The 23,773-nt window shown below is 62.3% G+C and carries 17 protein-coding genes and 2 pseudogenes; 14 read left to right on the top strand and 5 right to left on the bottom strand.

The features are described from left to right. Nucleotides 1-546 precede the first annotated feature (546 nt). Together EDE12_RS15780 and EDE12_RS22480 are read left to right on the top strand one after the other, a co-directional pair. Entirely contained in the window at nucleotides 547-4,680 is a 4,134-nt protein-coding gene (locus EDE12_RS15780) for a non-ribosomal peptide synthetase (protein WP_026597711.1), read from the top strand. A 274-nt stretch (nucleotides 4,681-4,954) separates the two neighbouring features. Next, a pseudogene (locus tag EDE12_RS22480) lies at nucleotides 4,955-5,155 on the top strand (DDE-type integrase/transposase/recombinase); the annotation flags it as partial. Between the two features lie 138 nt (nucleotides 5,156-5,293). Here the strand turns inward: EDE12_RS22480 and EDE12_RS15790 are convergent. Beyond that, the gene (locus EDE12_RS15790; RefSeq protein WP_036290030.1) at nucleotides 5,294-6,097 is read right to left on the bottom strand and encodes an ABC transporter ATP-binding protein; all 804 of its coding nucleotides are present in this window, start codon (nucleotides 6,095-6,097) and stop codon (nucleotides 5,294-5,296) included. After that, complete coding sequence (locus EDE12_RS15795; protein ID WP_036290077.1) at nucleotides 6,090-7,118, bottom strand: iron ABC transporter permease; 1,029 nt, start codon at nucleotides 7,116-7,118, stop codon at nucleotides 6,090-6,092. Before EDE12_RS15795 ends, EDE12_RS15790 begins: the two co-directional genes overlap by 8 nt. 904 nt (nucleotides 7,119-8,022) lie before the next feature. On the opposite strand from EDE12_RS15795, the gene EDE12_RS22270 reads away from it, so the two are divergent. From EDE12_RS22270 to EDE12_RS15815, 5 genes are all read left to right on the top strand, one after another. After that, the gene (locus EDE12_RS22270; protein WP_245511937.1) at nucleotides 8,023-8,949 is read left to right on the top strand and encodes a hypothetical protein; all 927 of its coding nucleotides are present in this window, start codon (nucleotides 8,023-8,025) and stop codon (nucleotides 8,947-8,949) included. Nucleotides 8,950-9,373: 424 nt separating this feature from the next. Next, a complete protein-coding gene (locus EDE12_RS15805) occupies nucleotides 9,374-11,467 on the top strand; it encodes a TonB-dependent receptor (protein WP_348630684.1) in 2,094 nt (697 codons plus the stop codon). Beyond that, nucleotides 11,439-11,603, top strand: a complete 165-nt coding sequence (locus tag EDE12_RS22525; protein ID WP_348630685.1) for a hypothetical protein — start codon at nucleotides 11,439-11,441, stop codon at nucleotides 11,601-11,603. The genes EDE12_RS15805 and EDE12_RS22525 overlap by 29 nt, the downstream gene beginning before the upstream one ends. A 122-nt stretch (nucleotides 11,604-11,725) precedes the next feature. Continuing rightward, nucleotides 11,726-12,727, top strand: coding sequence for an ABC transporter substrate-binding protein (locus EDE12_RS15810; RefSeq protein WP_026597798.1), 1,002 nt, complete (start codon nucleotides 11,726-11,728; stop codon nucleotides 12,725-12,727). A gap of 3 nt (nucleotides 12,728-12,730) precedes the next feature. Further along, complete coding sequence (locus tag EDE12_RS15815) at nucleotides 12,731-13,963, top strand: radical SAM protein (protein WP_245275697.1); 1,233 nt, start codon at nucleotides 12,731-12,733, stop codon at nucleotides 13,961-13,963. A gap of 207 nt (nucleotides 13,964-14,170) precedes the next feature. Here EDE12_RS15815 and EDE12_RS15820 read toward each other — a convergent pair whose 3' ends face one another. Next, a complete protein-coding gene (locus tag EDE12_RS15820; protein WP_036290071.1) occupies nucleotides 14,171-15,238 on the bottom strand; it encodes a hypothetical protein in 1,068 nt (355 codons plus the stop codon). Nucleotides 15,239-15,327: 89 nt separating this feature from the next. Between EDE12_RS15820 and EDE12_RS15825 the strand changes: the two genes are divergently transcribed. Beyond that, complete coding sequence (locus EDE12_RS15825; protein ID WP_051592332.1) at nucleotides 15,328-16,293, top strand: OmpA family protein; 966 nt, start codon at nucleotides 15,328-15,330, stop codon at nucleotides 16,291-16,293. A 13-nt stretch (nucleotides 16,294-16,306) separates the two neighbouring features. Continuing rightward, complete coding sequence (locus EDE12_RS15830; RefSeq protein ID WP_024882226.1) at nucleotides 16,307-16,717, top strand: DUF3617 family protein; 411 nt, start codon at nucleotides 16,307-16,309, stop codon at nucleotides 16,715-16,717. Between the two features lie 98 nt (nucleotides 16,718-16,815). Here EDE12_RS15830 and istA read toward each other — a convergent pair. Beyond that, nucleotides 16,816-17,469: pseudogene (gene istA, locus EDE12_RS15835) on the bottom strand (IS21 family transposase); the annotation flags it as partial. A 223-nt stretch (nucleotides 17,470-17,692) separates the two neighbouring features. Continuing rightward, the gene (locus tag EDE12_RS22275) at nucleotides 17,693-18,394 is read right to left on the bottom strand and encodes a hypothetical protein (protein ID WP_245511938.1); all 702 of its coding nucleotides are present in this window, start codon (nucleotides 18,392-18,394) and stop codon (nucleotides 17,693-17,695) included. A gap of 651 nt (nucleotides 18,395-19,045) precedes the next feature. Here EDE12_RS22275 and EDE12_RS15850 point away from each other — a divergent pair. The 5 genes from EDE12_RS15850 to EDE12_RS15870 are packed head-to-tail and all read left to right on the top strand — an operon-like array spanning nucleotide 19,046 to nucleotide 23,753. Continuing rightward, a complete protein-coding gene (locus tag EDE12_RS15850; RefSeq protein ID WP_245275696.1) occupies nucleotides 19,046-21,319 on the top strand; it encodes a TonB-dependent siderophore receptor in 2,274 nt (757 codons plus the stop codon). 10 nt (nucleotides 21,320-21,329) lie between these two features. Next, entirely contained in the window at nucleotides 21,330-21,593 is a 264-nt protein-coding gene (locus EDE12_RS15855; protein WP_026597792.1) for a hypothetical protein, read from the top strand. Nucleotides 21,594-21,595: 2 nt separating this feature from the next. Continuing rightward, nucleotides 21,596-21,880, top strand: a complete 285-nt coding sequence (locus tag EDE12_RS15860; RefSeq protein WP_026597791.1) for a hypothetical protein — start codon at nucleotides 21,596-21,598, stop codon at nucleotides 21,878-21,880. Nucleotides 21,881-21,889: 9 nt separating this feature from the next. After that, the gene (locus EDE12_RS15865) at nucleotides 21,890-23,551 is read left to right on the top strand and encodes a PepSY-associated TM helix domain-containing protein (protein ID WP_084768343.1); all 1,662 of its coding nucleotides are present in this window, start codon (nucleotides 21,890-21,892) and stop codon (nucleotides 23,549-23,551) included. Further along, entirely contained in the window at nucleotides 23,544-23,753 is a 210-nt protein-coding gene (locus EDE12_RS15870) for an MbtH family protein (RefSeq protein ID WP_026597790.1), read from the top strand. The genes EDE12_RS15865 and EDE12_RS15870 overlap by 8 nt, the downstream gene beginning before the upstream one ends. Nucleotides 23,754-23,773 lie beyond the last annotated feature (20 nt).

The following is a 23,773-nucleotide window of genomic DNA, read 5'->3' on the forward strand; positions in this document are numbered from 1 at the left end:
GCGAGCAAGGTGAGGCACAGCGACGAAGCGTCGTCGCCCGACAGGCGACACGTGGACCGTGCAGGAGTCGCATGATGACGCTGAGCCCGCCAGAATTGATCGGGGGAGCATGACGGACCGCGTTATCATAGACAAGGCGAGCTCTGGATCGGCGGTCCTACCTGATGACGAAACCGACGGCGCCTATCTTCAACGTAGGAGGCAGCGTGAATCCAACGCGCGCACCGATCCGTGCAGGTTGCCGATTGTCGGCCGCTCCAGACACGTACCATGTGTCGAGGACACAAACGCGCTCGACCGCGTGGCCTGCGCCGGCGCGCGCGCTCTCGGCCACAAGCATCCTGTTGTCGCAGCGGACAATGGCGACGCCCTCGACGTGGACTGCGTCAGGACTGCGCTGAGCGCCGCGCTCCCCGATTGCATGGTCCCGCGCGTCTATCGAACGGCGACGTTGCGCGAACTGGCGCGCGCGATAGATGCGGCCGCGTCATTCCGAACTTTAGCTGTAACCGCTCCTGTCGACGAAGAACTCTAGGAATTCGGGCGATGAACACAACGCAGCTCCTACAGGAAATGCAGACGCGGCGAATCGACGTCACTCTGAAAGAGGGCCGTCTCCAATTCAAGGCGCCAAAAGGCGCACTGACGGAGGAGATCAAAAAAGCGCTCGGCGCCCATAAGGATGCGCTCATCACAGCCCTGAACGTCGGAGCTGGAAAGGCGCCGCCTCCAATTTTCCCGGCGCCGCTATCACCGTCATATCGCGTGTCGTTTTCACAAGAGCGACTGTGGTTTCTCGATCAATTCGAATCGTCGTCCTATGCGATGCCGACGGCCGTCCGCCTGTCGGGCCATCTCGAGCTCGACGTGTTCCGCTCTTGCGTCGAGGAGATCGTCGCGCGCCACGGGTCATTGCGGACAGTGTTCGAAAGCATAGAGGGCGAGGCGCGTCAGCGCGTGCTCGGAGCAGATGCGGTTGCGCTCGCCTGCCCAATCGTCGATCTCGGCGGCGTCGCGGCGCAGGAGCGGACAGCAAAGGCCCTTTCTCTGGTCGAGGAAGAATCCCGCCGTCCCTTCGATCTAACGGCCGGCCCGCTGCTGCGCGTGCTCGTCATCGATATGGGATCGTCCGATCCGCACGAGCATATCGTCGTCTTCACCATGCATCACATCGTCTCCGACGGTTGGTCGACCGAAGTTCTGCTGCGTGAGTTCGCCGCCCTCTACGAGGCGCGCCTCGCCGGACGCGACGTGAGCTTGCCGGAGCTGCCGATCCAATATGTCGACTACGCCGTCTGGCAGAGAGAATGGCTCGCCGGCGATGTGCAGGACCGGCAGCTCGCCTATTGGCGTGAAGCGCTCGCCGGCGCGCGCTTCACGCTCGATCTGCCGACCGACCGACCTCGCCCGCCCGTCCAGGACAATGCTGGCCGAACACTGAGCTTCATGGTTCCGGCCGCCTTGGCGGGGAAGCTGCGGGAGCTGACGCGCGCGCGAGGCGCGACGCTCTACATGACGCTGCTCGCCGCCTTCTTCATTTTGCTCGCGCGCTGGAGCGGCGAAAAGGATATTTGCGTCGGAACGCCCGTCGCCAATCGCCGCTGGGTCGAGCTCGAAGGGCTCATCGGCTTCTTCGTCAACACGCTCGTCATGCGCGGCGATCTTACGGGCGATCCGGATTTTTTCTCCTTCCTGGCCCGCGTTCGCGCCATGTGCCTCGGCGCGCAGGAGCATCAGGATCTGCCCTTCGAGCGTCTGGTCGAGGCGCTCGCGCCGGCGCGCGATCTTTCGCGCAACCCGCTGTTCCAGGCGATGTTCAGCCTGCAAAACGCGCCAGCGCGCGCCTTCTCCCTGCAAGGCCTCGATATCGAGCCTTTCGAGGCGGATAGCGGAACGTCGAAATTCGACCTGAGCTTCGAATTCTCCGAAGAGCCGGATGGAAGTCTCAACGGCGCGGCGCAATATGCGACAGCGCTGTTCGATCGAGAGACGATCGAGCGGATGATCGCGCATTATCTGCGGCTGCTCGACCAGATCGTCACGACGCCCCATGCGCGTCTCGGCGAATTGGAGATGCTCCCTCGGGCCGAGCGTGATCTCCTGATCCATGGCTTCAACGCGACATCGGCCGACTTCCCCCGCGATCTGTCGATCGTGGACCTGTTCGTGACGCAAGCCCGGCGCAGCCCCGAGGCCGTCGCGCTCTCCTGCAAGGGCGAGACGCTGAGCTATGACGCGCTCGACCGGCGATCGAACCAGCTGGCGCGAATGCTGATCGAGCGCGGCGCGGGGCCGGAAAAAATCGTCGGCCTCTGTCTCGAGCGCTCGGTCGAAATGGTCGTCTCGCTCATCGCCATCCTCAAATCGGGCGCGGCCTATCTGCCGCTCGATCCAGACTATCCTCGAGCGCGCCTCGCCTTTATGATCGACGACGCGAAGCCGCTCGTCACCATCGCCGACGCATCGCTGCAGGAGCGCCTGCCCGAAGCCGCGCCGCGCCTCATCCTCGACGCAACGGTCGACGCCCACAGCGACGCCCCGCTCCGGCCTCGCGCCAACCCTCAAAATATCGCCTATGTCATCTATACATCGGGCTCCACGGGGAAGCCGAAGGGAATCGCGATCCTGCATCAAAATGCGGTTGCGATGATCTTCTGGGCGCGCACGCATTTTCACGGCGATGGTGCGAGACGAATGCTCGCCTCGACGTCGATCTGCTTCGATCTGTCAGCGTTCGAATTGTTCCTGCCCCTATGCTTCGGCGGCGAAGTCATTCTCGTCGAGAATGCGCTCGCGCTCCTTTCCTCTGGCCATCGGCTCGAGCCGCAGATCGTCAACACCGTGCCCTCCGCCATGCGCGAGCTGCTGCGGCTCGACGCGCTGCCGTCCTCCATTCGCTACGTCAATCTCGCAGGAGAGCCCTTCCACCCGACGATAGCGCGCGCGCTGCTCGCCGAAACGCGACTAGAAGGCGTCTTCAATCTCTATGGCCCGTCGGAATGCACAACCTATTCGACCTTCCAGCGCCTGGCCGACAGCGACGCCGATCATCCGCCAATCGGCGGACCGATCGACAACACGCAGGTCTATCTTCTGGACGCGCGCCTCGAGCCGGCCCCGCTGGGCGTCGCAGGCGAGCTCTATATCGGCGGCGAAGGCGTCGCGCGCGGCTATCTCGGCCGTCCCGAACTCACTGCCGAAAGATTTGTCCCAGATCCTTTCGGGGCGCCGGGGACGCGCCTCTATCGCACAGGCGATCTCGGCCGACGCCGATCGGACGGGCAGATTCTCTTCCTCGGCCGCATCGACCATCAGGTGAAGATTCGCGGCTTTCGCATCGAGCTCGGCGAGATCGAGGCGGCGCTCGCCGAGCTGCCCGACATCCGCGCCGCGGTCGTCGTCGCGCACGAGGACGCGGGCGGCGACAAGCGCCTCGTCGCCTATGTGGCGGCGGACGCCTTCGACGCCTTCGATGTGGACTGCGCTAGGATTGCGCTGCGGGCCACGCTCCCCGATTACATGGTCCCCGCGGCCATCCTCGCGCTCCCTGACCTCCCCCTCAACGCAAACGGAAAAATCGACCGAAAGGCGCTGCCCCAAATCAGCGAACGCGCCGACAAAGCCGTCGAGCCGCCCAGAACCCAGACCGAGTGGATCATTCTGCAAGCGTTCAAGGAAGCGCTCGGACTCGAGCGCGTCGGCATGCACGACAATTTTTTCGAACTGGGCGGCAATTCGATCCTGGGACTGAAACTGGTCGAACGCATCCGCCGGTCGCTCAGCGAAGATATGTTCGTCGCCGCCATCTTTCGCGCGCCGACGCCAGCCATGCTCGCCCGCCTGCTCAGTGATGGGCTGCAGACGCATTCATCGCCTCTCGTGCGGCTCTGCGGGGCGGCCGGGCGTGGGCAGGTCTACTGCCTTCATCCCGCGGGCGGCTCCATCGTGCGCTATCGGCCGCTAGCGCTTCGACTCGAAAGCATTTGCAGCGTTTACGGCGTTCAATCTCGGACCCTGCTCGAACCGAACTACCGAGCACATTCGATTCGCGAAATGGCGCAAGACTATGCGGGCTTGCTGCGGGAGCTCCAGCCTGTCGGCCCCTATCGTCTCATCGGCTGGAGCGCGGGCGGCGCTCTAACTCTCGCGACCGCGGCAGAACTCGAGCGCGATGGTGAAGCCGTCGACTTCATTGGCCTGCTCGATCCCACGATCGACCTGCAGAAGGAGGAACCCGGCGCGTCGATGATGGACCATCTGCAGAGCTTTGCCGAATTCCAGGACATCCGTCTCGAGCTGACGGAGGAAGATCGGCGCGATCTCACCGAAGCCGGCGCCGGACTCGACGAGCGCGCGCGCTTTATCGCGGCGGGCATTTGGGGGCGCGACCACGGCCTGTGGTCGGAGGTTTCGACCGAGGTGCTCGCGCTTCTCTATGACGACAGCGTGGCCTTTCGCACAATGCTCTGGGAATATCAGGTCGAGCCGCTCGACGCCGATCTTCATATCTGGTGGGCGAAGCGCGCCGATTTCATTTCCGATCGACGCTGGACGCGGGGCGTGACGCATTCGAAGATCCTCGAGACGAGCCATGAACGGCTTGTCGTCGATCCAGTGGCGCATCACGACATCGCGGCGACACTCGGGCGCATCATACGCGCCGCCGCGAGGCCAGCGTAAGGGCTCTGGCGCAAACGGCGGGAGACGGGCATACTGGCTCGATACGCGGAGCGAATTTCCGTGGTGAGCGCGATGTCGAGCGTTTTGCTGCGCGCCAAGCGCGATGTCGCCGCGGCCAAAGCGTTTTTCCGTCGTGCGTTCGCGAGCCACGGACGGCCGCCGAGCAAAATCACGCCCGACGGATATCAGGCGTCACATCGGGCGGCGCGCGAGCTTCTCGCACAGTATCGAGGTGGCGCAAGGACACGAATTCGATCATCGAAATACCTGAAAAAATCTGATCGAACAGGATCACCGATCCATCAAGCTTCGTTTGGGTCCTATGCTCCGGTTCAAGCGATTCCGACATGCGGCGATCACGATCGCCGGCGTCGAACTCATGCATCGCATCAGGAAGAATCAATTCGCGCTGAGCAGATTTAGAGCCGCCGGGACAACTGCGCCCGAAATCTCGAGTGCGGTGCTCGCGGCCTGATCCGAACGAACTGCAAGGACCCCATCGCGTAGCTATCGGCAAAAATTGCGCTGCAACCGCGCAGCTAAGTCGGCATTTTTGAGCCAGACGAGCTGCGCAGCGCCGACTTCGGGGGATTGTCGACCATTCTCGCGCCTCTTACTCGGCTCCGATGGTCTCTTGGGAATGATGGCGCGCCATTTGCGTCGGCGTGAGGATTGGCGCGATCGTCTCGATTTCGCGGCCTTCATGCTCGAAAGCAATGCGCTTCAGCGGCGCGCGATAGAGCGAGCAGAGATTGTCCTCGGTCAAAATCTCGCGCGCCCGGCCGAAGAGGTAATCGCCTTGCCCGCGCATCAGCAGCGCATCGTCGGCGACCGCCAGAGCGTGATGCGGGTGATGCGTCGTCATCACGATCGTCAGTCTGTCGTTGCGCGCGAGGGAGGAGATGCGTTCGAGAACGAGCGACTGGTTCTCGAGGTCGAGCGCGGAGGTCGGCTCGTCGAGAACGAGAATATCGGCTTCGGCGACGAGAACCCGCGCGAAGATGATGAGCTGACGCTGGCCGCCGGAGAGCTCGCCGAAAGGCCGCTGGGCGTAGTCGGCCATGCCGAAGCGATCGAGCGCGGCGAGCGCGGCCTCCTCGTCGTCGCGCGAGGGCTGCGAGAACAAGCCGATCTTTCGCGCACGCCCCATGAGCGCCATGTCGAGTGCGGTATAGTCGAAGGTGACCTCGAAGAGCTGCGGAACGAAGGCGATGCGCCCATTCACCGAGAGGCCGCCCTCGCAGGGCTTCAGCGCTCCGATGAGGAGATGCAGCAGCGTGGTCTTGCCGCGCCCATTGGGGCCGAGCAGCGCGAAGACGCTGCCGCGAGCGACGCGCGTGTCGCAATGGCGCAGCACCCATTGGTTCGGCCGATAGAAATAGCCGAGGTTGGTAAGGGAGATCGCCGGCTCACTCACGCATCCAGCCTTTCGATTGAGTCTTCCAGAAGAGGAAAGCGAAGATCGGCGCGCCGACCGCGCTTGTCAGCAGGCCGATCGGAATCTCCTGCTCGGTCGCGCTGCGCGCGATATCGTCCATGGCGAGGAGATAGATGCCGCCGAGATAAGCGGACGTCGGCAAGAGGCGCGTATGTTCCGGCCCGACCAGCATGCGCGCGAGATGCGGCACGATGAGCCCGACCCAGCCGACGCCGCCGGAGACGGAGACCTGCGCGGCGACCAGCAGAGCCACGAGGCCCATCAGCCCCCAGCGCAAGGCTTCGACATTCACGCCCAGCGCTTTCGCGTCCGTCTGGCCGAGCGAGAGCAGATTGATGCGCCAGCGCAGGGCGACCAGGGCCGTCCCCGCAAAGAGAGTGACGCCGGCGACGATCGCAACTTTCTCGTAGGTCGCGCCGGCGAAGCTGCCGAGCAGCCAATAGACGATGGAGGGTAGCTTCACTGTCGGATCGGCGAGCGTCTGCAACAGGCCGACGAGCGAGCCGCAGAAGCCGCCGACGATGACGCCGGAGAGCACGAGAGCGAGCGTGCTGGCGCGTCCCGTAAGCCGGGCCAGCGCGAAGGCGGCGGCGAGCGCGGCGAGGCCGGAGCCGAAGGCGAGACCGACGATGGCCAGCGGCGGCCAGGACAGCATTATGGCGGCGACGCCGCCGAGCGCGGCCCCGGAGGATACGCCGGCGATCTCCGGCCCCACGAGCGGATTGCGGAACACGCCCTGCATGGCGGCGCCCGACATAGCGAGCCCCATGCCGCAGAGGGTGACGAGTAGAACGCGCGGCATGCGCACGATCTCGACGACGACCCAGGGAGCATTCTCATAGTCGCCGACGGCGTTGATCGGGAAGGTGGTGAAGACAATGCGCGCGACATCGGCGAAGGGAACCGGATAGCGCCCCAGCGTCAGTGAAAACAGCGCCAATAGAGCAATAGCTATCAAGAGAAGGACGGGAGCACAGTCAGCGCCTGGCTTGCGAAGCATTTTCGACATGATCCTCATCATAAGGTCCTTGCACGTGTGCTCGATATGCGCTGTCTATGTAATTACATTATATTTAGTTTTCGGCGAGAAAAAGCCGCTTCTTTAAGCTCAAGCGTCTACGACTGAAAATTAAAGCCGCTTGTCGTTACGATCCATCGATCGGGATTGGAGCTTTGGATGGGGAACCGCGGGATTGCGTTCAGCGCGATGCGGGGGTCCCTCCGCGCCGAATGGCGGACGGCTTTGACGAAACGGGGGAAGCCTCGGGCTGGAGACTAACGCCAGCAAAAGCATAGGCGTGCAGTGGTTTGCGAATAGACTGCGGCTATCTAGGAATAGACTCCGCGTCGCGCCGAAACTCGGTCGGGATTGTCGTAGGCTTCCATCGGTCTCGAACGCCAAATGGGAGGCGGTGGCGGGACTCCAGCCTCAACGACCGAATCGTGCATATGTTGTGTTACATAGCGGACAAAATATCTATTCATTTACAGACAAATAAAAAATCATTGACTGCTTTCAGCTATACTGTTGGCTATATGGCGTCGCCGCTTCGATCGAGCTTGCCGTGCCTCGCAACCCGCTGCTTCCGAAACCACAGAAAAAGCCGATCCGATGGCGCATCGGAGCTCACAAAGGCACGATAGGCGTCCCCGCAATGGCCGCCGCGCCGCCCCTCACGACGGTCGAAGAGACCCGCGAGCCCTTCTACAAAAAGGATCCTCGCGGCCGGAAACCAAAATCGCCCGCGAAGCCCCGCTCGACTCGCGACCTCCGCCGAGATTCGGGTCATTTCGAGACTATCGAAACGCGCACGCCACCCTCGTATCCGAGCGCTGGAAAAATCGACTTTTGCTCGGGCGGGCTGCTCGGCCACACGATCGCGAGTTGGGCGTCGGCGCTGGACATGGTCCCGCTCGATCACGGTCCGGTCGGCTGCGGCGCCTATGGGCAGACCATGCGCTTGATCGCGCCCGGCTATTTCCAAGGGGTCGAGAGCTTCGGCGCGCTTCACGCCTGCATGGATCTTCGAAGAGAAGATATCTGCGACGCCGGCGACCGCCGCCTCGCACGCGCGATCGACGAGATCGCGGAATTGTTTCCGCTGGCGCGCGGGGCCGTCATCGCCAGCGAAGAGCCCATGCCAGCGCTTGGCGCTAATATCGCCGGAATAGCGAAGGCCAAAATGGCGGAGCAGCGGAAGCTGATTCTGCCGCTCGGGGGCTATCGATCCTGGGTGGTCGAGACAGCGGCAGCGCTGCGTTCCGCCGAGCTGCTGCATCCGCTCACGACGAGCATCAGCAAGCGTGTGGTTCTTCCCTATTCCCGCGAGGCGACGGCGCTCGTCTGGATCGTCAGCAAGCTGCTCATGGAGATCGGCCTCGAGCCCGTTCATGAGATGACGCAATCATCAGCGATCGATCTCGCCCGCGTGAGCGATTGCAAATTGGTGATCGGCTTCGCGAGCAAGGTCGACGCGCTCGACGAGCGATTGCGCGGCGGCTATGCCGATCTGCTGCAACGATGGTTCGCGACGCCGATCGTCTGGACATGCTTCGAAAGCCCGTCCATGACGACGGCCTCGCTGCGCGCCATCACGAAACGTTTCGATCGCCGCGTCGCGCGTCGCGTCGATGCGGCGATCGTGAAGGGCGAGGCGCTCGTAGCGCAAACGGATCGAGCGCTACCGGCCTCGGCTCGAGGGGAAGCTTGTTCTGTTCTTTCGGCCGATGACCGAGGGCGCAGCTCGAGCCCTATCGTCTTCTCGGGCTCCGCATCGGTGACGCATCCGGCTGGACAGGCAAGACCGGAAAGCAGCGCGCCCCGCGCCTGAAATGCGATCGCGACACTCACGATGAGAGAGCTATCGATTCGTACATATCTGAGGCGAAGCCCGATCTCGTGCTTCATTTCGGCAATGGCGAAACGCGAGGCGAATATGAATGGCGCAAGCGTGGTCAGGTGGCGCTTCCCTTCTCGCCTTTCTTCAACCGAAAGGGCAACGCCTTCTGGGGATATGATGGCTTTGCCTGTCTCGCGGCCGCTCACGACCGCGCGATGAATGCGACTTGGCGGGGGCTTGTCCCGCCGCCTTGGTGACGTTTCTGCGTCGATATTTTCAGCCGGGATCGGAACTCCGAAAGTCGCATGTTCGCGGCGCGGTTACGCGCGTCCGTGCGGCTTCCGTCCATGAGTTCCGTGTCACGGATCACGATTCGCAGTCTGGCCGCCGAGCGGCAACCACGGGGTGCTGAAGGATGAAGACCACGACACTATCTACGATTGGCTCGATCGCTCGCGCTCTGCTGGCCAGCGCTTCGGTCGTCGCCATCACGGCCTCGCTCGGCCGAGCGGTCGCGCAGGAGGCGGCGACGCTTCCTCCGATCGATGTCGCCGCGGCGCGCGCGACCAACGATCACAACCGCTCCGGCGTGGATGGCGGCGCCGCGGCCGGCTATCGCTTCGGCGCGACGTCGACGACCGGCCCTTGGGGCGAAAGGGCGATACAGGATACGCCCTATTCGGTTTATTCGGTGAGCGCTCCCTATATCGAAAATCGCGTCTTCTCGACGACGGACGAAGTCTTCCGCGGCAATCCGCTCACCCAGCTCAATATGGGGCAGGGGCGCGGCTATGGCTCGGCGATCTTTATTCGCGGCGTCAAGCAGCAGGGCGGCTTCAGCCAGATCGACGGCCTCAACATGTCGGGCGTCAGCGATCTTGTCATGCCTTTGGAGGACAAGGAGCGCGTCGACGTTCTCTCCGGCCTCTCCAGCTTCCTCTATGGGCCTGCGCATGTGGGCGGACTCGTCAATTTCGTCACCAAGCGGCCGACGCTGACGCCTTTCTCGAGCGTCACTTTCGGCAATTACGGCGGCTCGCAACCTTTCGTACATGTCGATCTCGGTGGCCCGTTCGAGAAGGGAAGCGATTTCGGATATAGGCTCAACTTGGTGAAGAGCAGCGGCGAAACCGCGATCGACGATAATTTCGTCGACAGATGGCTCGTCAGCGGCGCGCTCGATTGGCGACCGCTGCAACAGCTGCTGTTTCAGCTCAATTATTCGCATCAGCATATTTACGAGAAAGGCACGCTCGCCGATTGGGGATCGTTCAACGGGACTTTTCCGCATTTCAGCGCGAGCATTCTCGACCCCGCGAAAAATTACGGCCAGCCGTGGACGTTCAACAAGAACGATATGGACGTGCTCGGGGCCACTGTCACCTATGATGTGATGCGTAACATTAAATTCCGCGCCGCCTATCAATATGTCGATATAGAGAGCGAGAACCTCTACGCTGGCGACAATATCTCGTATAGCAACGGCTCATACTCCTGTTCGCTCGCATCTCTCTATAATGCGCCGCATGTGCAGCGCAATCAGGCGTGGTACGCCTTCACCGACTATGACCTCGATCTTCTCTCGATAAAGGCCAAGACGACATTCGGCCTTTATGGATCGAGCTACTCACGACGCCAGCATCAAGACAACACGCTCTTCAAAGGCCTCGGCTCCTTTCCTGTTTCTGCCGATCCCGTCTATGTCGCGCGTCCCACTTTCACCAATGGCGCGCAGCCTTACTTCCGGCAGCAACAGCTGGACCAGACGAATTGGATCATCGGCGAGGACATAGCCTTCAACGAGCAATGGTCTCTGCTCGCAGGCGCGAGCCTCGCCGACATCAAGGCGACGAATTTCAACACCAATGGAACGGTATCGAGCTATTTCGACAAGACGAGGCTCACGCCGACCGCCTCATTGATCTATAAGCCGCTGCCTTGGCTCACGGGCTATGGCACCTATATTCAATCGCTCGAAAATGGCGGGACGGCCTCGACCAGCTTCTCCTCATTGCCGGTGACCAACGCCAGCCAGGCGCTCAGCCCGACGACCAGTGAGCAGGTCGAGATCGGCGCGAAAGCCAATGTCTCGCAAATTCTGCTCACCGCCGCTTTGTTCCAGATCGACAAGACCAACACTTATTACAAATCGAATGGCGGCAGCTATACTTTCATCAATGACGGGCGGCAACTTCATCGCGGTCTCGAAATGACGGCGACGGGCAAGATATTGGGCGATCTGACCGTCACCGGCGGCTTCACGCTTCTCGATGCGAAGATCGCCCAGACCAACACGTTCTATCTGCTGGGCCAGCCTCCCTCTGGCTCGGCAAAAAAACATGGGGAAGCTCTACGTCGAATATTGCCTGCCCTTCGTGCAGGGGCTGACATTGACCGGCGGCTTCAACTATGTCGGCCCGCAGGTCGGCAATGTTTTTGCGCCGACGAATGTGCGCGCGATCGAATGGCTACCCTCTTACGTGACCGGCGACATCGGTCTACGCTATGAGGAGACGCGCATCTTTGATACGGAGACGATCTGGCGCCTCGATGTGACCAATATCGCCAACGCATCCTATTGGCAGCAGACCGAAATGCTCGGTGCGCCGCGTACAGTCGCTGTTTCGGCGACCGCAAAATTCTAAAGGGACGAAGGTTGCGCTCTTTCGCGACGGTGAGCTTCGCTTTTCTGCCGATCCTATGCCTGGGATTGGCAGCCGGAGACCCGCATGTCGCGTCGCCTTCGCCACATCGATCGATCAAGGATATGAAAGGCCGCGACGTCACCGCCGCGGTCCCGGCGCAACACGCCCTCATCTTTGCGCCGGTGTCCTCGATCTATCTCACCATAGATGGAGATCCAGGACATATCGCCGCTGTCAGCAGCCCACGATTCGGCGGCAACGAATTGAGCCGTGGGTTGCTGCGTCGGGTGTTTCCTGCGGTGCGTGACCTTGCGCGCGCGCCGACGCTAGGAGGCGACACTGTGGCGCCCGGCGACCCGGAAGCTATTCTGCTGACGCGAAGCGATGCGATCATGTCATGGTCGTGGTTCGCCGCTCCCTTGCTGAGGATCGGCGCACCCTTGGTTCAGCTCGATAGCCGAGCGTCTGGCGATGTGTCGCGGAGCGTGGAACAGCTCTGGCGATTGATCGGCGCCATTGCCGACAGGCAAGAGCGCGTGGACTTCCTGATTCGTCGTCATCAGGCGGAACTCGACGCCTTTTCGAAGGATCGCCCCGCTGCGCCAGTTCGTCGCAAGGTCGCCTATCTCTTCCAGATCGACCCGCTGATCATGGCGTTCGGCGGAACGGGAATCGACGCCGATCTCGATCGGGTGAATGCGGACAATATCGGTGCTTCGCTGCATTCGCCTCATATGACGATCGAGGAGCTGATCGTGCGCGAGCCGGAGGTCATCATAATTTTCGCCTATCCGAGCGACGACGCGGTTCGTCGCTTGCTGGATAATCCTGCGCTACGATGTGTGCCCGCCGTTCGATCGCGAAAAGTCTATCGCGAGCCGCATGGGGGAACGCGCATGGAAGGAATGGTCGAGGAGCCGATCATGTTGCAATGGATGTCGGAAGTCATCTATCCGGAGTGGGCCGGGTGGCGATTTCGCATGAAGCTGCGGCAGGCCTATGCGGAGGTCTATGGCGTCGTCCTCACCGACGATGGGATCGACGAAGCCCTGGTTTTGCGAGAAAATGCGGGCTCGGCGGAATACGCCCGCTTCCTCGCTTCGAATGACGCGGAGCGACACTGAGTCATGCCACGAGAAATCATCGTCACCGGCATTCATCTCCACGCCAACGCCACGGCATGCTTCCATCATTGCCGCTATTGCCAGCTGAAGAGCTATAGGCTGCGACCGGCGCCATTAGAACGTTTTGTCGCCCTGGTCGAACGCTTCATCGAATGGCGTAATGACGGACACGAAGATTTCGAGATCGCGCCTTGGTATGGGAACAGCCATGATTACACATTGGCGACGACCAAAGCTCTTCGCGAGCTGGAGAAGAACCTCGGCTGGAAAAGCCACGTCGTTCTGCTCGGCGGCGTTGCGCATCGACCGCGACGAGAGATGAAGCAATGGCTGGTGGAGCGGCGCGTTCTCGGGATCGACACAGTGGTCGCGACGTTCAGCGGCCACGGCGCTCGTCACGATCATTGGAACAATATGGCCGGCAATTACCAATTCCAGCTCGACACTCTGCATTTGGCTGCGGAACTCGGTCTGAAGCTGCAACAGCGGATCTTGTTGATCCGTGACAGTGTTCCGAGCTTGGACGAGCTGCTGGTTGATCTGGACCGCATTCCAGCCGCGTCCCACGAGCGCTGGGCTATTCCGCTTTTCTATTCCGGCGTGGCGCGTGGTGTCGAGGAGCAGCGTCTCACCGAGCAGGAAATAGATTCGCTTCCCGCGCGCCTCAAAGACTATCTTCGTGATGACAGGCCTAATTGGCGGTCGGAAAAAAGTGGATCGAGCATGTTCGCCGGTCGCCCGATGACGAAGCGGAAGCCATGGCCATCAGCCTCCCGCTCGATGAGCAAAGTCTCGATTGGGCCGAGGCCCGTTCCTGCGATCAAATCATCACGGAGCTCGAAGCTCGCTGGCGTGCGGCCCATCTTACCGCGCCGTCTCGCAAGGAGCTATGCGCGGGTTATGGCGCCATCGCCAATGATAGGCTGTATTTTAATGTGCAGCAGATGGAGAAGGCTTGGTTCGATCGTTATAAGAAGGACAATGTTTGTCGGTTCGATATCAGCGCCACAAAATTTTCGTGAGTTCCGCGGGTCCATTGCCGCGCGCGCCGGGCGACGGTGGGGATGCGAGGCTGCCGAGCATCTCGAACTTGCAGCGTCGGTCGGGCCATCGCCCGACGAGCGTGTGTTGGAATGGCTCGTGACGAGCCTGATAAGCTCGTCGAGCCGGCTTGGCGGCGCTCACACTTCTGGCGGAGGGGCCAGGTTCAAACTGTCCTTTCCACAACCAGGTTAGCACTGCTATTGCGCGGCAACTTCCATACGACGTTCATGCGCGGTCCAACGCTATATTCCGGAATTCGAAAAACCGTGGAAACGCTTCCCTCACCCAGTCGGCGAATCGATGAGACCCGTTCGGCATTGCCTCGAGGGCTCTCGACCGGCGAGGACAATCGCTGCGCCAGCGTCATCGTCGCGGCCGAGCGGCGCTTCGCCCAGGCGATCAAGGGCGTCCGAGGTTCAGTTCTCTCGTGAGCTTCTCCCAGCTGTCGACGCCCGCGGCCGCATAAATCGCAGCGAGATGTTTCTTCAAAGCTTCGTTGCTGATTCCCGTTTCGGAGAGGCTGTCTCCGCGCGATCCTCCGAGAGCCGCGACAAAGGCGATTTTCTGTTGAAGCGGAGAAACGTCGAGTGCGAGCACACGATCGATCGTCTCGAGCCGTCGAGGCTCTTCCAGTTCGAACGTGACGAGAACCTGCTCGGCGCCGCCCTCCGGAGCCGTCAGCCGACGCGCCGTCACCTCGAGGCGGCCGCCGGGGATCGGCAGCGTCTCGCGCACGATCGCTCGGCCTTGGAGCCGTGCGCACAACTCGCGCACGACGCGGGGCGGTGAGCGGATGGGTCCGCAAAGGCGGATCTCTTGTCCCACGAGCGTGCACATCTTCAACAACAATTCGGCCTCTTCATCGAGCATCGCTAAGCGCTCGCCGGAGACATCGATCAGCATGTGTCCCCTTCTTGCGCTGCAACTCCAGACTTGTTGTCTCACAGGCGAGGCGATGGCCTGCTGCAAATAGGGGGTGACCTGTTCCAGCGCGGCCGCGTCGGTCGTCTCGAAAGCGCGTTGACCGCCGCGAAACAGCAGCACGACGGCGCGCGCGCGTCCGTCGAGATCGATTCTCAGATCGAGACTGTGATGATGGCCGCTCGCCCTGACCAATAGGTTGAAGGTGTTGGAAGAGAAATAGGCTTTGCCCGGCCGCGCGATGCGACCGACGCGCGGCCCCGGCGTACGCGCCAGCGCCGTTACGTTCAATTCGGCCGGGCCGATGAACAGCCGCTCGAATTCATTGACGAACAGGTCGCGCGCGCTCTCCGGCGAATCCTCATGGAAGAAGCCCTGGGGAAGGCCGTTCTCGTCGAGCCAGAAAATCGACGCCGCATCGGCTCCGACCAACTCGCGAATCTGGCGGCAGGCTGCGGGGGCGATCGGCGCGATCCCGGTCCCGGCGCGGCACAATAGATCGAGCGCATGTAATTTGCGCCGGGCCGTGTTCTTCTTGGCGGGCATTATCGCGCGGACCTCCCCGCGCGGGGAATAGCATTCAACACTCTGAACGCCTAGACCTCGCTCCCGGCAAAACGGGCAGGAGCAGGAATATGTCGAAATGCGAGTTGTTCTTTCCCGCCGTCACACTGATCGCGCTGGCGCTCTGCGCCGAATCGGCCTGCGCCGCCGATCTTCGCGGATCGCAGGATCATCCTCTGGTCGGCCGCTACGCCGGCTCGGAGATCACGGTCTATAAGCAATCTCAGTTCGGCGAAGCGCGACTGCTCGACCGTCCGATGGATCTCAAAGCTTCCGGCGACAAGTTGGCCGGCGTCAGCCTCACGCTGCAGGGCAGGATCACCACTATACGCTATGACGGGCCGAAGGATCGCTCGGCTCTCGAAATCGAACAAAATTTCAAATCCTCGCTCGAGACGAAAGGGTTCGAAATTCTGTTCGAATGCGGCGATCGAACCTGCCTCGGCGGCGAAAATTCCTATTTTCGTCTCGGCGGGGAACTCGAAGGGGCCATGGTCAATGCACGCTTCGGCTCAGGCGTGCGTTATGTGCTGGCCAAGCTCGCGCGCGCGGAAGGGGATGTCTACGCCGCCATATTGGTGGGCGAAAGCCGGAGCGCTCCGATCATCTCGGTCACGACCGCGGAACTGAAGCCGATCCAAGTCGACCGAATTGTCTTTCTCGACGCCGGCGCGATGGCCTCCGGGCTCGGGGCCTCGGGCCGTGTCGCACTCTACGGCATATTCTTCGACACCGACCAGTCGGATCTGAAGCCGGAGTCGAAGCCGACGCTGGTCGAAATCGCCAAGCTGCTCGCGGCCCAGCCCGGCTTGAAGCTGATCGTCGCCGGTCACACCGACAATCAGGGGGAATTTGGCTATAATCTCGGCTTGTCCGATCGCCGCGCCAAGGCCGTCGTCGTCGCGTTGACACGCGATCACGGCGTCGATCCCTCGCGGCTCACCCCTTTCGGCGCCGGCATGTCGTCGCCGATTGCCCTCAACAATGATGACGCCGGACGCGCCAAGAACCGTCGCGTCGAACTGGTCGAGCGATAAGGACATGAGAAGCATGAAGAGAATGACATTCGTCACATTGGCGCTGTGCGCCGTCGTTCCGGCGATAGCGCAGGAACGTCTGGAGCCCGGCTTGTGGTCGGTGACGCCATTACTACAGGGGCAGCCGGTCGGCGCCGCCACAGAACGTTGCATCACCGCGGAAGAAGCCAAGAGCGCCAATGGCGATGAAAAAGGAATCGCCGCCGCCCTGAGCGCGGAAAATCGGAAAGGCAAATGCACGATCAAGGATCTGAAACTCGACGGCCCGAGAATCCGCTTCTCCACCGTCTGTCAGGGCATGACCATGGCGTCCGACCTCACTTACGCCAAGACGAGCTATGAAGGGACGATGACGATGTCGGGGCCGGGCGGCGATCAGCAGGTCATCGGGACCAGGGGCCGGCGCATCGGCGCATGTCCTTGACGGGAGGCCTCGGGTTGCGCGCGACGCTTTTCGCTCCACTGGCGATCTGCGTAGGCCTGGTGTCTTTCGGGGCCATCGCCAGCGAGGATGTTCCCTATGAAGCGGGCGTTGACCTGGCGTTCTTTGCCACGCCCGATCTTGTCGATCGCGGTGCGCATGTTGTCATAGACACCTCACCGGGGCGCGCCGCCCAGCACGCGGAAGGCGTGGTTGTGGGCGTCGAACAGCATCTCATGCGTCTGCTGCGGGTAGGCGCGGAGGAAGAATGCGCGGCTGTAGGAGAGCTTGAACTGGGCGACCTGCAACTTGGTCCGCTCGCCCGCGATGATCGCCCAATCCTCCGACCAGTCGAACTGGAACGCCTCGCCGGGCAGAAACGTCAGCGGCACGAACGCGCCGCGCACGCAGGTCTGCTGCTCCCGATGCCGCGCCGCCTTCCACTCGCGCGCGAAGGCCGCCACGCGATTGTAGGAACCGTCGTAGCCGAGGGCGACCAGATCCGCATGCAACTGCTTGACCGTCCGCTTCTGCTTGCGCGATTTTGCGGCCTCCTGACGCAGCATGTGCGCCAGCTTATCGGCGAACGGGTCGAGCCGGCTCGGTCGATCGGGCGTGGCGAACCGCGGCTCGACGCTGTCCGAACGCAGGTATTTGCGCATGGTATTGCGTGACAGCCCCGTGCGTCGCGCAATCTCCCGGATCGAGAACTCCTGCCGATATCGCCAGCGTCGGATGACGCTCAATAACTCCATGTCGATCACTCCCAGGTCCCCCGCGACGGTCGAGGGGGAAAGGTTCGAACATGGGTCAGTTCTCGGTGGAAAAACTCGTGCTGCCTGGGTCAGCTCTCAATGGAAATCAACAGATATTTATGATTACGCGCTCGAGGACCTCAGTTGGACGCCTCCTTATCTCGTGATGGCGGTATTGATGAGCGCCGCAGCGGCATGGATCGCGGTCCGCTGGAGTCTGCATCTATTGCGCGTCATCGCCGCCCAGGCGGCTCGCATCGACATGGACTCTTTGCATCGGTGATTGTCGCTCGCTGGCGTGTCCACGGAGATTGGGCCGCTGGTCGAGGCCGTGAATGGCGCGCTTTCGCGTCTCGACGCCGGTGTCGAGCGGCATCGCCGATTCACCGCCAATGCGGCGCATGAACTTCGCACGCCGGTGACCATCCTCGGCGCGCGTCTCGATGCGCCCGAGGAGCCGAGCTTCAAGACCGATCTGAGGCGCGATCATCGTCGCATTCGTAATATCGTCGAGCAGTTGCTCGTGACTGCGCGGCTCGGCGGGCGAAGGGCGCGCCTCGATGAGACGGTCGATCTCGCCGCTCTGGCGCGTGCGACAATCGCCGACTCGGCCTTGCTCGCGGTGCGATCGAAGCGCCAGACCGTGCTGGAGGCGCCGGATGCGCGCGTTGTCGTGCGGGGCAGTCGCACCGCGCTCGAATCCGTGATCGTCAATCTCACCGATAATGCGCTGCGGGCCGAGCCCGAAGGAGGAACGGTGATATTCCGAATTTTTGACGATGCGTCGATCTGGATTGTGGACCACGGCGATGGCGTGGAAGAGGAGGATCGACGCGCGATTTTCGAGCCATTCTGGAGTAAATCCGACTCCACGCCGGGGGCAGGCCTCGGCTTCGCGATCGCTGAAGAGCTGATTCAGGCGCATTGCTGCCGCATTTGGATGGAGCCCACGGAGGGGGGCGGAGCGACCTTCAAAATATCGTTCGATTCATGCGGCGCTCAGGATGACGAGGCCCGGAACAAAGACGGCGCTCTGAAGATCGTTGGATAGATCAACTACCGGTTTCGACGTTCGGTCGCTCGACGCCGAGAGGATGTCGTGCGTCGTCGTGATCGCCTCTGCCGCTTCCGGCTTTGTGGGCTATCAGGAGGCGCGATGAGCGCCTCGAGGATCGATGCAGCCGGTGGGGCTTGCTCGATCGGGATCTCGCCGACCTCCTGACTGCTAAGTCGGTCGCGGCGGGGATTTTCCGGGCCGCCACGAGAGACGCTGGCGAGTCGCGTCGCAGACGCCTGCCGAGCTCGAGGATTGCGATTGTTTGGAAGCATAACAATTCCATATTTGGCGGCCGATTCGGCATATATTGTTGTTTAATATATGTAAATCGCTATTTATAACTGTTTCAATATAGGCGCCGACGCGATTGACCTTCTATGTAGCAGTTAATACTATAAATATAGTAGCGATATATGAGCAACAAAGGTATATGTCGAAATGCGCAGCCCTCGCTTGCCCCGGACATCAAGTCGGTCTCAAGTAAAAGCACGGCCTGACGGCCGCATGGATGGGGGCAGATTGCTGGGCGCCGCCGCGCTTCTGCTTCTCGGCGCCGATGGCTCCGCACATGCGGAGCCGGGCGTCACGTCTTTGCCTGCTGTTGCAGTCGATGCGCCCAAAGAGAAGCCGCGGCCGGTCGTTCGCCAGAGCGCGGCCGCCGCGCATGTCGGGCGAGCGCGAGCACGTGCTGCGACAACGCCCGCGCAGAGGCGCGCGCCTTCGCCTTCCGTCGGCGCGACGCCATCTGCGGCGCCAGTGCTGTTTCCGGCTCCATCGCAAGCCGAGCTCGGCAATCTGCCGAAGGAATATGCCGGCGGTCAGGCGGCGCGCGGCGCGCGTCTCGGCATGCTCGGCAATCGCGATTTTCTCGACGCGCCCTTCAATGTGACGAGCTACACGTCGAAGCTCATCGAGAATCAGCAGGCGCGCACGCTCTCCGACGTGCTCGAGAATGATCCTTCCGTGCGCTTCACCGTCTCCTCCGGTCAGGTCCGCGAGAATTTCCGTATCCGCGGCTTTTCCGTTCTCGTCAGCGAGACGGCGCTCAACGGACTCTATGGCGTCGCGCCGGACGGCCGCGTGCCGACGGAGTTTCTGGAGCGCGTCGAAGTGCTGAAGGGGCCGGCTGCGCTGTTGAGCGGCATGGCTCCTTATGGCGCCGTCGGCGGATCGATCAATCTCGTCACCAAGCAGGCCGGCGACACGCCTGTGACGAGCGTCACCGCCGATTATACGTCGAACTCGCAATTCGGAACGCATATCGATGTCGGCAGGCGCTTCGGCCAGGACAACGCCTTCGGCGTTCGCTTCAATGGCGCCTATCGCGGCGGTGACACGACGCTCGATTATCAATCGCGCGAACGTGGGCTCGAGGCGCTCGCGCTCGACTATCGCGGCGAGAAGCTGCGCATCGCGCTCGACGCCTATTTCAACCAGGAGATCGCGCGCGGCGGCGTGCCGATGATGGCGAGCTTCACCGGAACCGGCGTCGCCGCCGCGCCGGATTCCAGCAACAATATTTTCCGCGGTCTCTCTGGTCGAATGAACAATTCCGGCGCCATGGGGCGCGTGGAATATGATCTCGCCGACAATGTCACTCTGTTCGCGAGCGCCGGCGCGATCGACGCGCGCTTCAACGGGCTGACGAACTCGACCGTCGCGACCAATGTCAATGTCCTCGGCCGCTACAGCGGAACCTCGATCGATCTGCGCGGCTATACCGACACGATTTCGTTTCAAGGCGGCCTGCGCGCCGACTTCCACACTTTCGAAATCGGCCATCGATTGTCCTTGAGCGCGGCCAATCTCGAATCGAAGATCGGCTCGGCCTTTCAGCGCAGCTCGACTTATGTGTCGAGCATCTACTTCCCCGTCACGCCGCTCATCGCGCGCGATCCGGGAGAAGCGCCGAAGTCGACCGATACGACGCTCTCGAGCATCGCCCTCGCCGACACGCTCTCCGCCTTCGACGATCGGGCGCAGCTCATTCTCGGCCTCCGCGCGCAGCGTGTTCAGACGAAGAGCTATAATACGACGACGGGCGCCGAGACGACCTATTACGACGAGAGCGCGGTGACGCCCGCTTTCGGCCTCATCATCAAACCTCTGCCGATATCCATGTCGCTCTACGCCAATTACATCGAGGGCCTGACCCAGGGCGACCGCGTCACCGACACGGCGGCGGCGAATTATAATCAGATGTTTCCGCCCTATAAATCGCGGCAGATCGAGACGGGCGTCAAATGGGACGCCGGAACGATCGCCAACACGCTGAGCTTCTACGAGATCGAGAAGCCGAGCCTCATCAAGAGCGGCAATGTCTACAATTCGGACGGACGTCAGCGAAACCAAGGCATAGAGTGGAACGTGTTCGGCGAGGTCGTCGAAGGCGTGCGCATTCTCGGCGGCGCGGCCTATACGATCGGCGTGCTCACCAAGACGGCGAATGGCCAGCTCGATGGCAAGACCGCCTATGGCACGCCGAAATGGCAGGTCAATCTCGGCGGCGAATGGGATACGCCCTTCATTCCGGGGCTGACGCTCGAGGGGCGTGTCGTCTATACGAGCGCGCAATTCGTCAACTCCGCCAACACGCAGAAAATTCCCGAATGGGCGCGCCTCGACGCGGGCCTGCGCTATTCGACGCAGCTCTTCGACAAGAAGGTCACCTTCCGCGCCAATGCGAATAATCTGCTCGATCACAATTATTGGGCGGGATCCTATTTCGCGGACGGCATCGTCATATTGAGCTCGCCGCGAACGGTTCTCGTGTCCGCGACCGTCGACTTTTGAGGAGAGAGAAATGCCGGCGGCGATAATCCCTTCATCGGCTCTCGCCCTCGTCGTCGCCGGCGCAGCCTGTCTCTATCTCGCCTCGCCGCGCCAAGCGCTCTTGCGCGCCCGTTGGCGGAAGGCGGGCCTCTTCGCCGCGGCCTTTCTCCTCGCTGCTTGGATGGTCTGGCGGATTCGTCTCGAATCCTCGACCGCCTTCTTCGCGACGCTCGCCGCGCTGATGCCGCTGCTGATCGCGCTGCCGAGCCTCGTCGCGCTGAAAGGAAGGAAATAGGCATGGTCGAGTTTCGCCGCGATTGGCTGAGCAAAAGCATCGCCGGCTCTGTGCTGGGCTTCACATTGGCGGTCGCTCTCGCCGGCCTCTTCGCCGTCGCCGACCCCGGCGGCCTCGAGGCGCGCAACAAATATCAATTCGTCATGTGGCTCGTCGCGCCGATCTGGCTCGGCGTCGCCAGCCTCGTCTTTCTGTTTCGCAGCGGACGCGCTGCGTTTCTGTGGCTCGGCGGCGCCAATCTTCTCGCCTTCGGCGGACTCTATCTCTGTCGGCGGCTTTTGTACTGAGGACGAGACATGCGCGGCGAGATCTTGCGGCTCTACAAGAGCGTTCACACATGGACCGGCATCGTGACCGGCATGCTGCTCTTCGTCTGCTTCTACGCCGGCGCGCTCACCGTCTTCGCGGCGCCGCTCGCTCATTGGGCTTCGCCGCCGACCGGCGGCTCCATTTCGATCGAGGACGCCGATCGCCTCATCGAGAAGACATTGGCGGCGCGGCCCGAGGCGGCCAAAGACTTCACGCTTCGTCTCGCGACGCCGGACCAGCCGGCACGTTTGACTTGGCGCAAGAGCCGCAGCGACGATGTCGTCTGGTCCGCGACGCTCGGCGCGGATGGCGTATTGCGCGTCGAGCGCTCGAACGCTTTTGGCGTCGGCGCCTTTGTGGACACGATTCATCGCACCGCCGGTCTGCCTCTCGATCGCGAGACGGGAACGACAGTGATGGGCGTCGTGAGCGCCGTCTACGCCGTCGCGCTCGTCTCGGGTCTCATCCTGGTTCTCCCCTCGCTAGCCAAGGATTTTCTGGCGCTGCGACTCACCGCGAATCTGAAGCGAATGTGGCTCGATGCGCATAATCTCGTCGGCGTCGCGAGCTTCCCCTTCCATCTCGTCATCGCGCTGACAGCGGTCGTGTTCGGCCTTCACGAGCCGATCTATGACGCTTTGGATCATGTCGTCTATGATGGCAGGCTGCCGACGATCATGCGCTCGACCGGCCCTTTCGGAGGCGCAAAGCGCGACGAGCAGACGGCGCGGATGAAGAAGGTCGCGGAATTGGCCGCGGCCGTCGAATCCGTCTCGCCGCAGTTCTCGCCGATCAGCCTGCATTATCGCGATGCGGATACGCGCGGCGCGCTCGTGCGCGTCGTCGGAGAGGATCCGCGCTTTCTGTCGCGCGGCGGCGGCTTCGCCGTCGTGCGTGGCGCGACAGGAGAGGTCGTCAATGTCGACTATCTTCCCGAGAAGCAGAGCGGCTGGACCGCCGCCGTGTCGCCATTCTTCGCGCTGCATTTCGGCAGCTATGGCGGCGAGCCCGTGCGCTGGGCCTATTTCTTTCTCGGTCTCGCCGGCGCCTTCCTATTCTATTCCGGCAATCTCTTGTGGATCGAATCGCGTCGGCGGACCGCGCGCCGCCATGGGGAGCAGGTCGTGCAGACGACGGCCTCGCGCCTCATGGCGGCGGCGTCGATCGGCGTGTGTTTGGGATGCGTCTGCGCGCTCTCTTTCGCCATCGTCTCCACCAAATGGCTCTATGGCCTTGTCGAGGACGTCGAGGCGTGGCGACATGGGATCTATCACGCCGTCTTCTTCGGCGCTCTCGCCTTCGCGTTTCTGCGCGGCGCGGCGCGCGCTGGAGTCGAGCTGGCCTATGTCGCGGCGGTCGGCGCTCTCTCGCTTCCCCTCACCAGCGCGGTCGCTCTGGCGGCGCCCGGCCTCGGGCCGTGGGCGGCGGCCGATCCGATCAGCGTCGGCGTCGATATCGTCGCTTTGTGCGCAGCGCTCTGCTTTGCGGCTCTGGCGCGCGTGACGGCGCGCCGCGCCGAGCTGGGGCCGATAGACAGCGTCTGGTCGGCGCGACGGCAGGAGCCGGCCCCAGGCGCCGCAATTCCAGTTTCTTCGAGCAGATGCGCCGCTGCGGTCGGCGCTGGTGAAGGAGACGACATCCATGGATGACGCGCAGATCAATCCTTTCGACGATGAGCGGCTGAGCTTCGTCGTTCTCGTCAACGCACGCGCGCAATTCAGCCTGTGGCCCGATTTCTCCGCCGATCCGAAAGGATGGCGCCGTGTCTTCGGTCCGGGAACGCGCCTCCAATGCATGCAATATGTCGACGATCATTGGATCGACATGCGCCCGCGCGCAGAGGCCGGCTGACGCGCCTTTTCGCGCCTGTT

It is taken from the genome of Methylosinus sp. sav-2 (assembly GCF_004366495.1).
Lineage (GTDB): Bacteria > Pseudomonadota > Alphaproteobacteria > Rhizobiales > Beijerinckiaceae > Methylosinus.

Excerpts from the sequence above, each read along its gene's own strand:
- EDE12_RS15780 (WP_026597711.1), top strand. The coding sequence starts at position 547 with ATGAACACAACGCAGCTCCTACAGGAAATGCAGACGCGGCGAATCGAC.
- EDE12_RS15795 (WP_036290077.1), bottom strand. The coding sequence starts at position 7,118 with ATGCTTCGCAAGCCAGGCGCTGACTGTGCTCCCGTCCTTCTCTTGATA.
- EDE12_RS22270 (WP_245511937.1), top strand. The coding sequence starts at position 8,023 with ATGGTCCCGCTCGATCACGGTCCGGTCGGCTGCGGCGCCTATGGGCAG.
- EDE12_RS15805 (WP_348630684.1), top strand. The coding sequence starts at position 9,374 with ATGAAGACCACGACACTATCTACGATTGGCTCGATCGCTCGCGCTCTG.
- EDE12_RS15810 (WP_026597798.1), top strand. The coding sequence starts at position 11,726 with ATGAAAGGCCGCGACGTCACCGCCGCGGTCCCGGCGCAACACGCCCTC.
- EDE12_RS15815 (WP_245275697.1), top strand. The coding sequence starts at position 12,731 with ATGCCACGAGAAATCATCGTCACCGGCATTCATCTCCACGCCAACGCC.
- EDE12_RS15820 (WP_036290071.1), bottom strand. The coding sequence starts at position 15,238 with ATGCCCGCCAAGAAGAACACGGCCCGGCGCAAATTACATGCGCTCGAT.
- EDE12_RS15825 (WP_051592332.1), top strand. The coding sequence starts at position 15,328 with ATGTCGAAATGCGAGTTGTTCTTTCCCGCCGTCACACTGATCGCGCTG.
- EDE12_RS15830 (WP_024882226.1), top strand. The coding sequence starts at position 16,307 with ATGAAGAGAATGACATTCGTCACATTGGCGCTGTGCGCCGTCGTTCCG.
- EDE12_RS22275 (WP_245511938.1), bottom strand. The coding sequence starts at position 18,394 with ATGCGCCTGAATCAGCTCTTCAGCGATCGCGAAGCCGAGGCCTGCCCC.
- EDE12_RS15855 (WP_026597792.1), top strand. The coding sequence starts at position 21,330 with ATGCCGGCGGCGATAATCCCTTCATCGGCTCTCGCCCTCGTCGTCGCC.
- EDE12_RS15860 (WP_026597791.1), top strand. The coding sequence starts at position 21,596 with ATGGTCGAGTTTCGCCGCGATTGGCTGAGCAAAAGCATCGCCGGCTCT.
- EDE12_RS15865 (WP_084768343.1), top strand. The coding sequence starts at position 21,890 with ATGCGCGGCGAGATCTTGCGGCTCTACAAGAGCGTTCACACATGGACC.
- EDE12_RS15870 (WP_026597790.1), top strand. The coding sequence starts at position 23,544 with ATGGATGACGCGCAGATCAATCCTTTCGACGATGAGCGGCTGAGCTTC.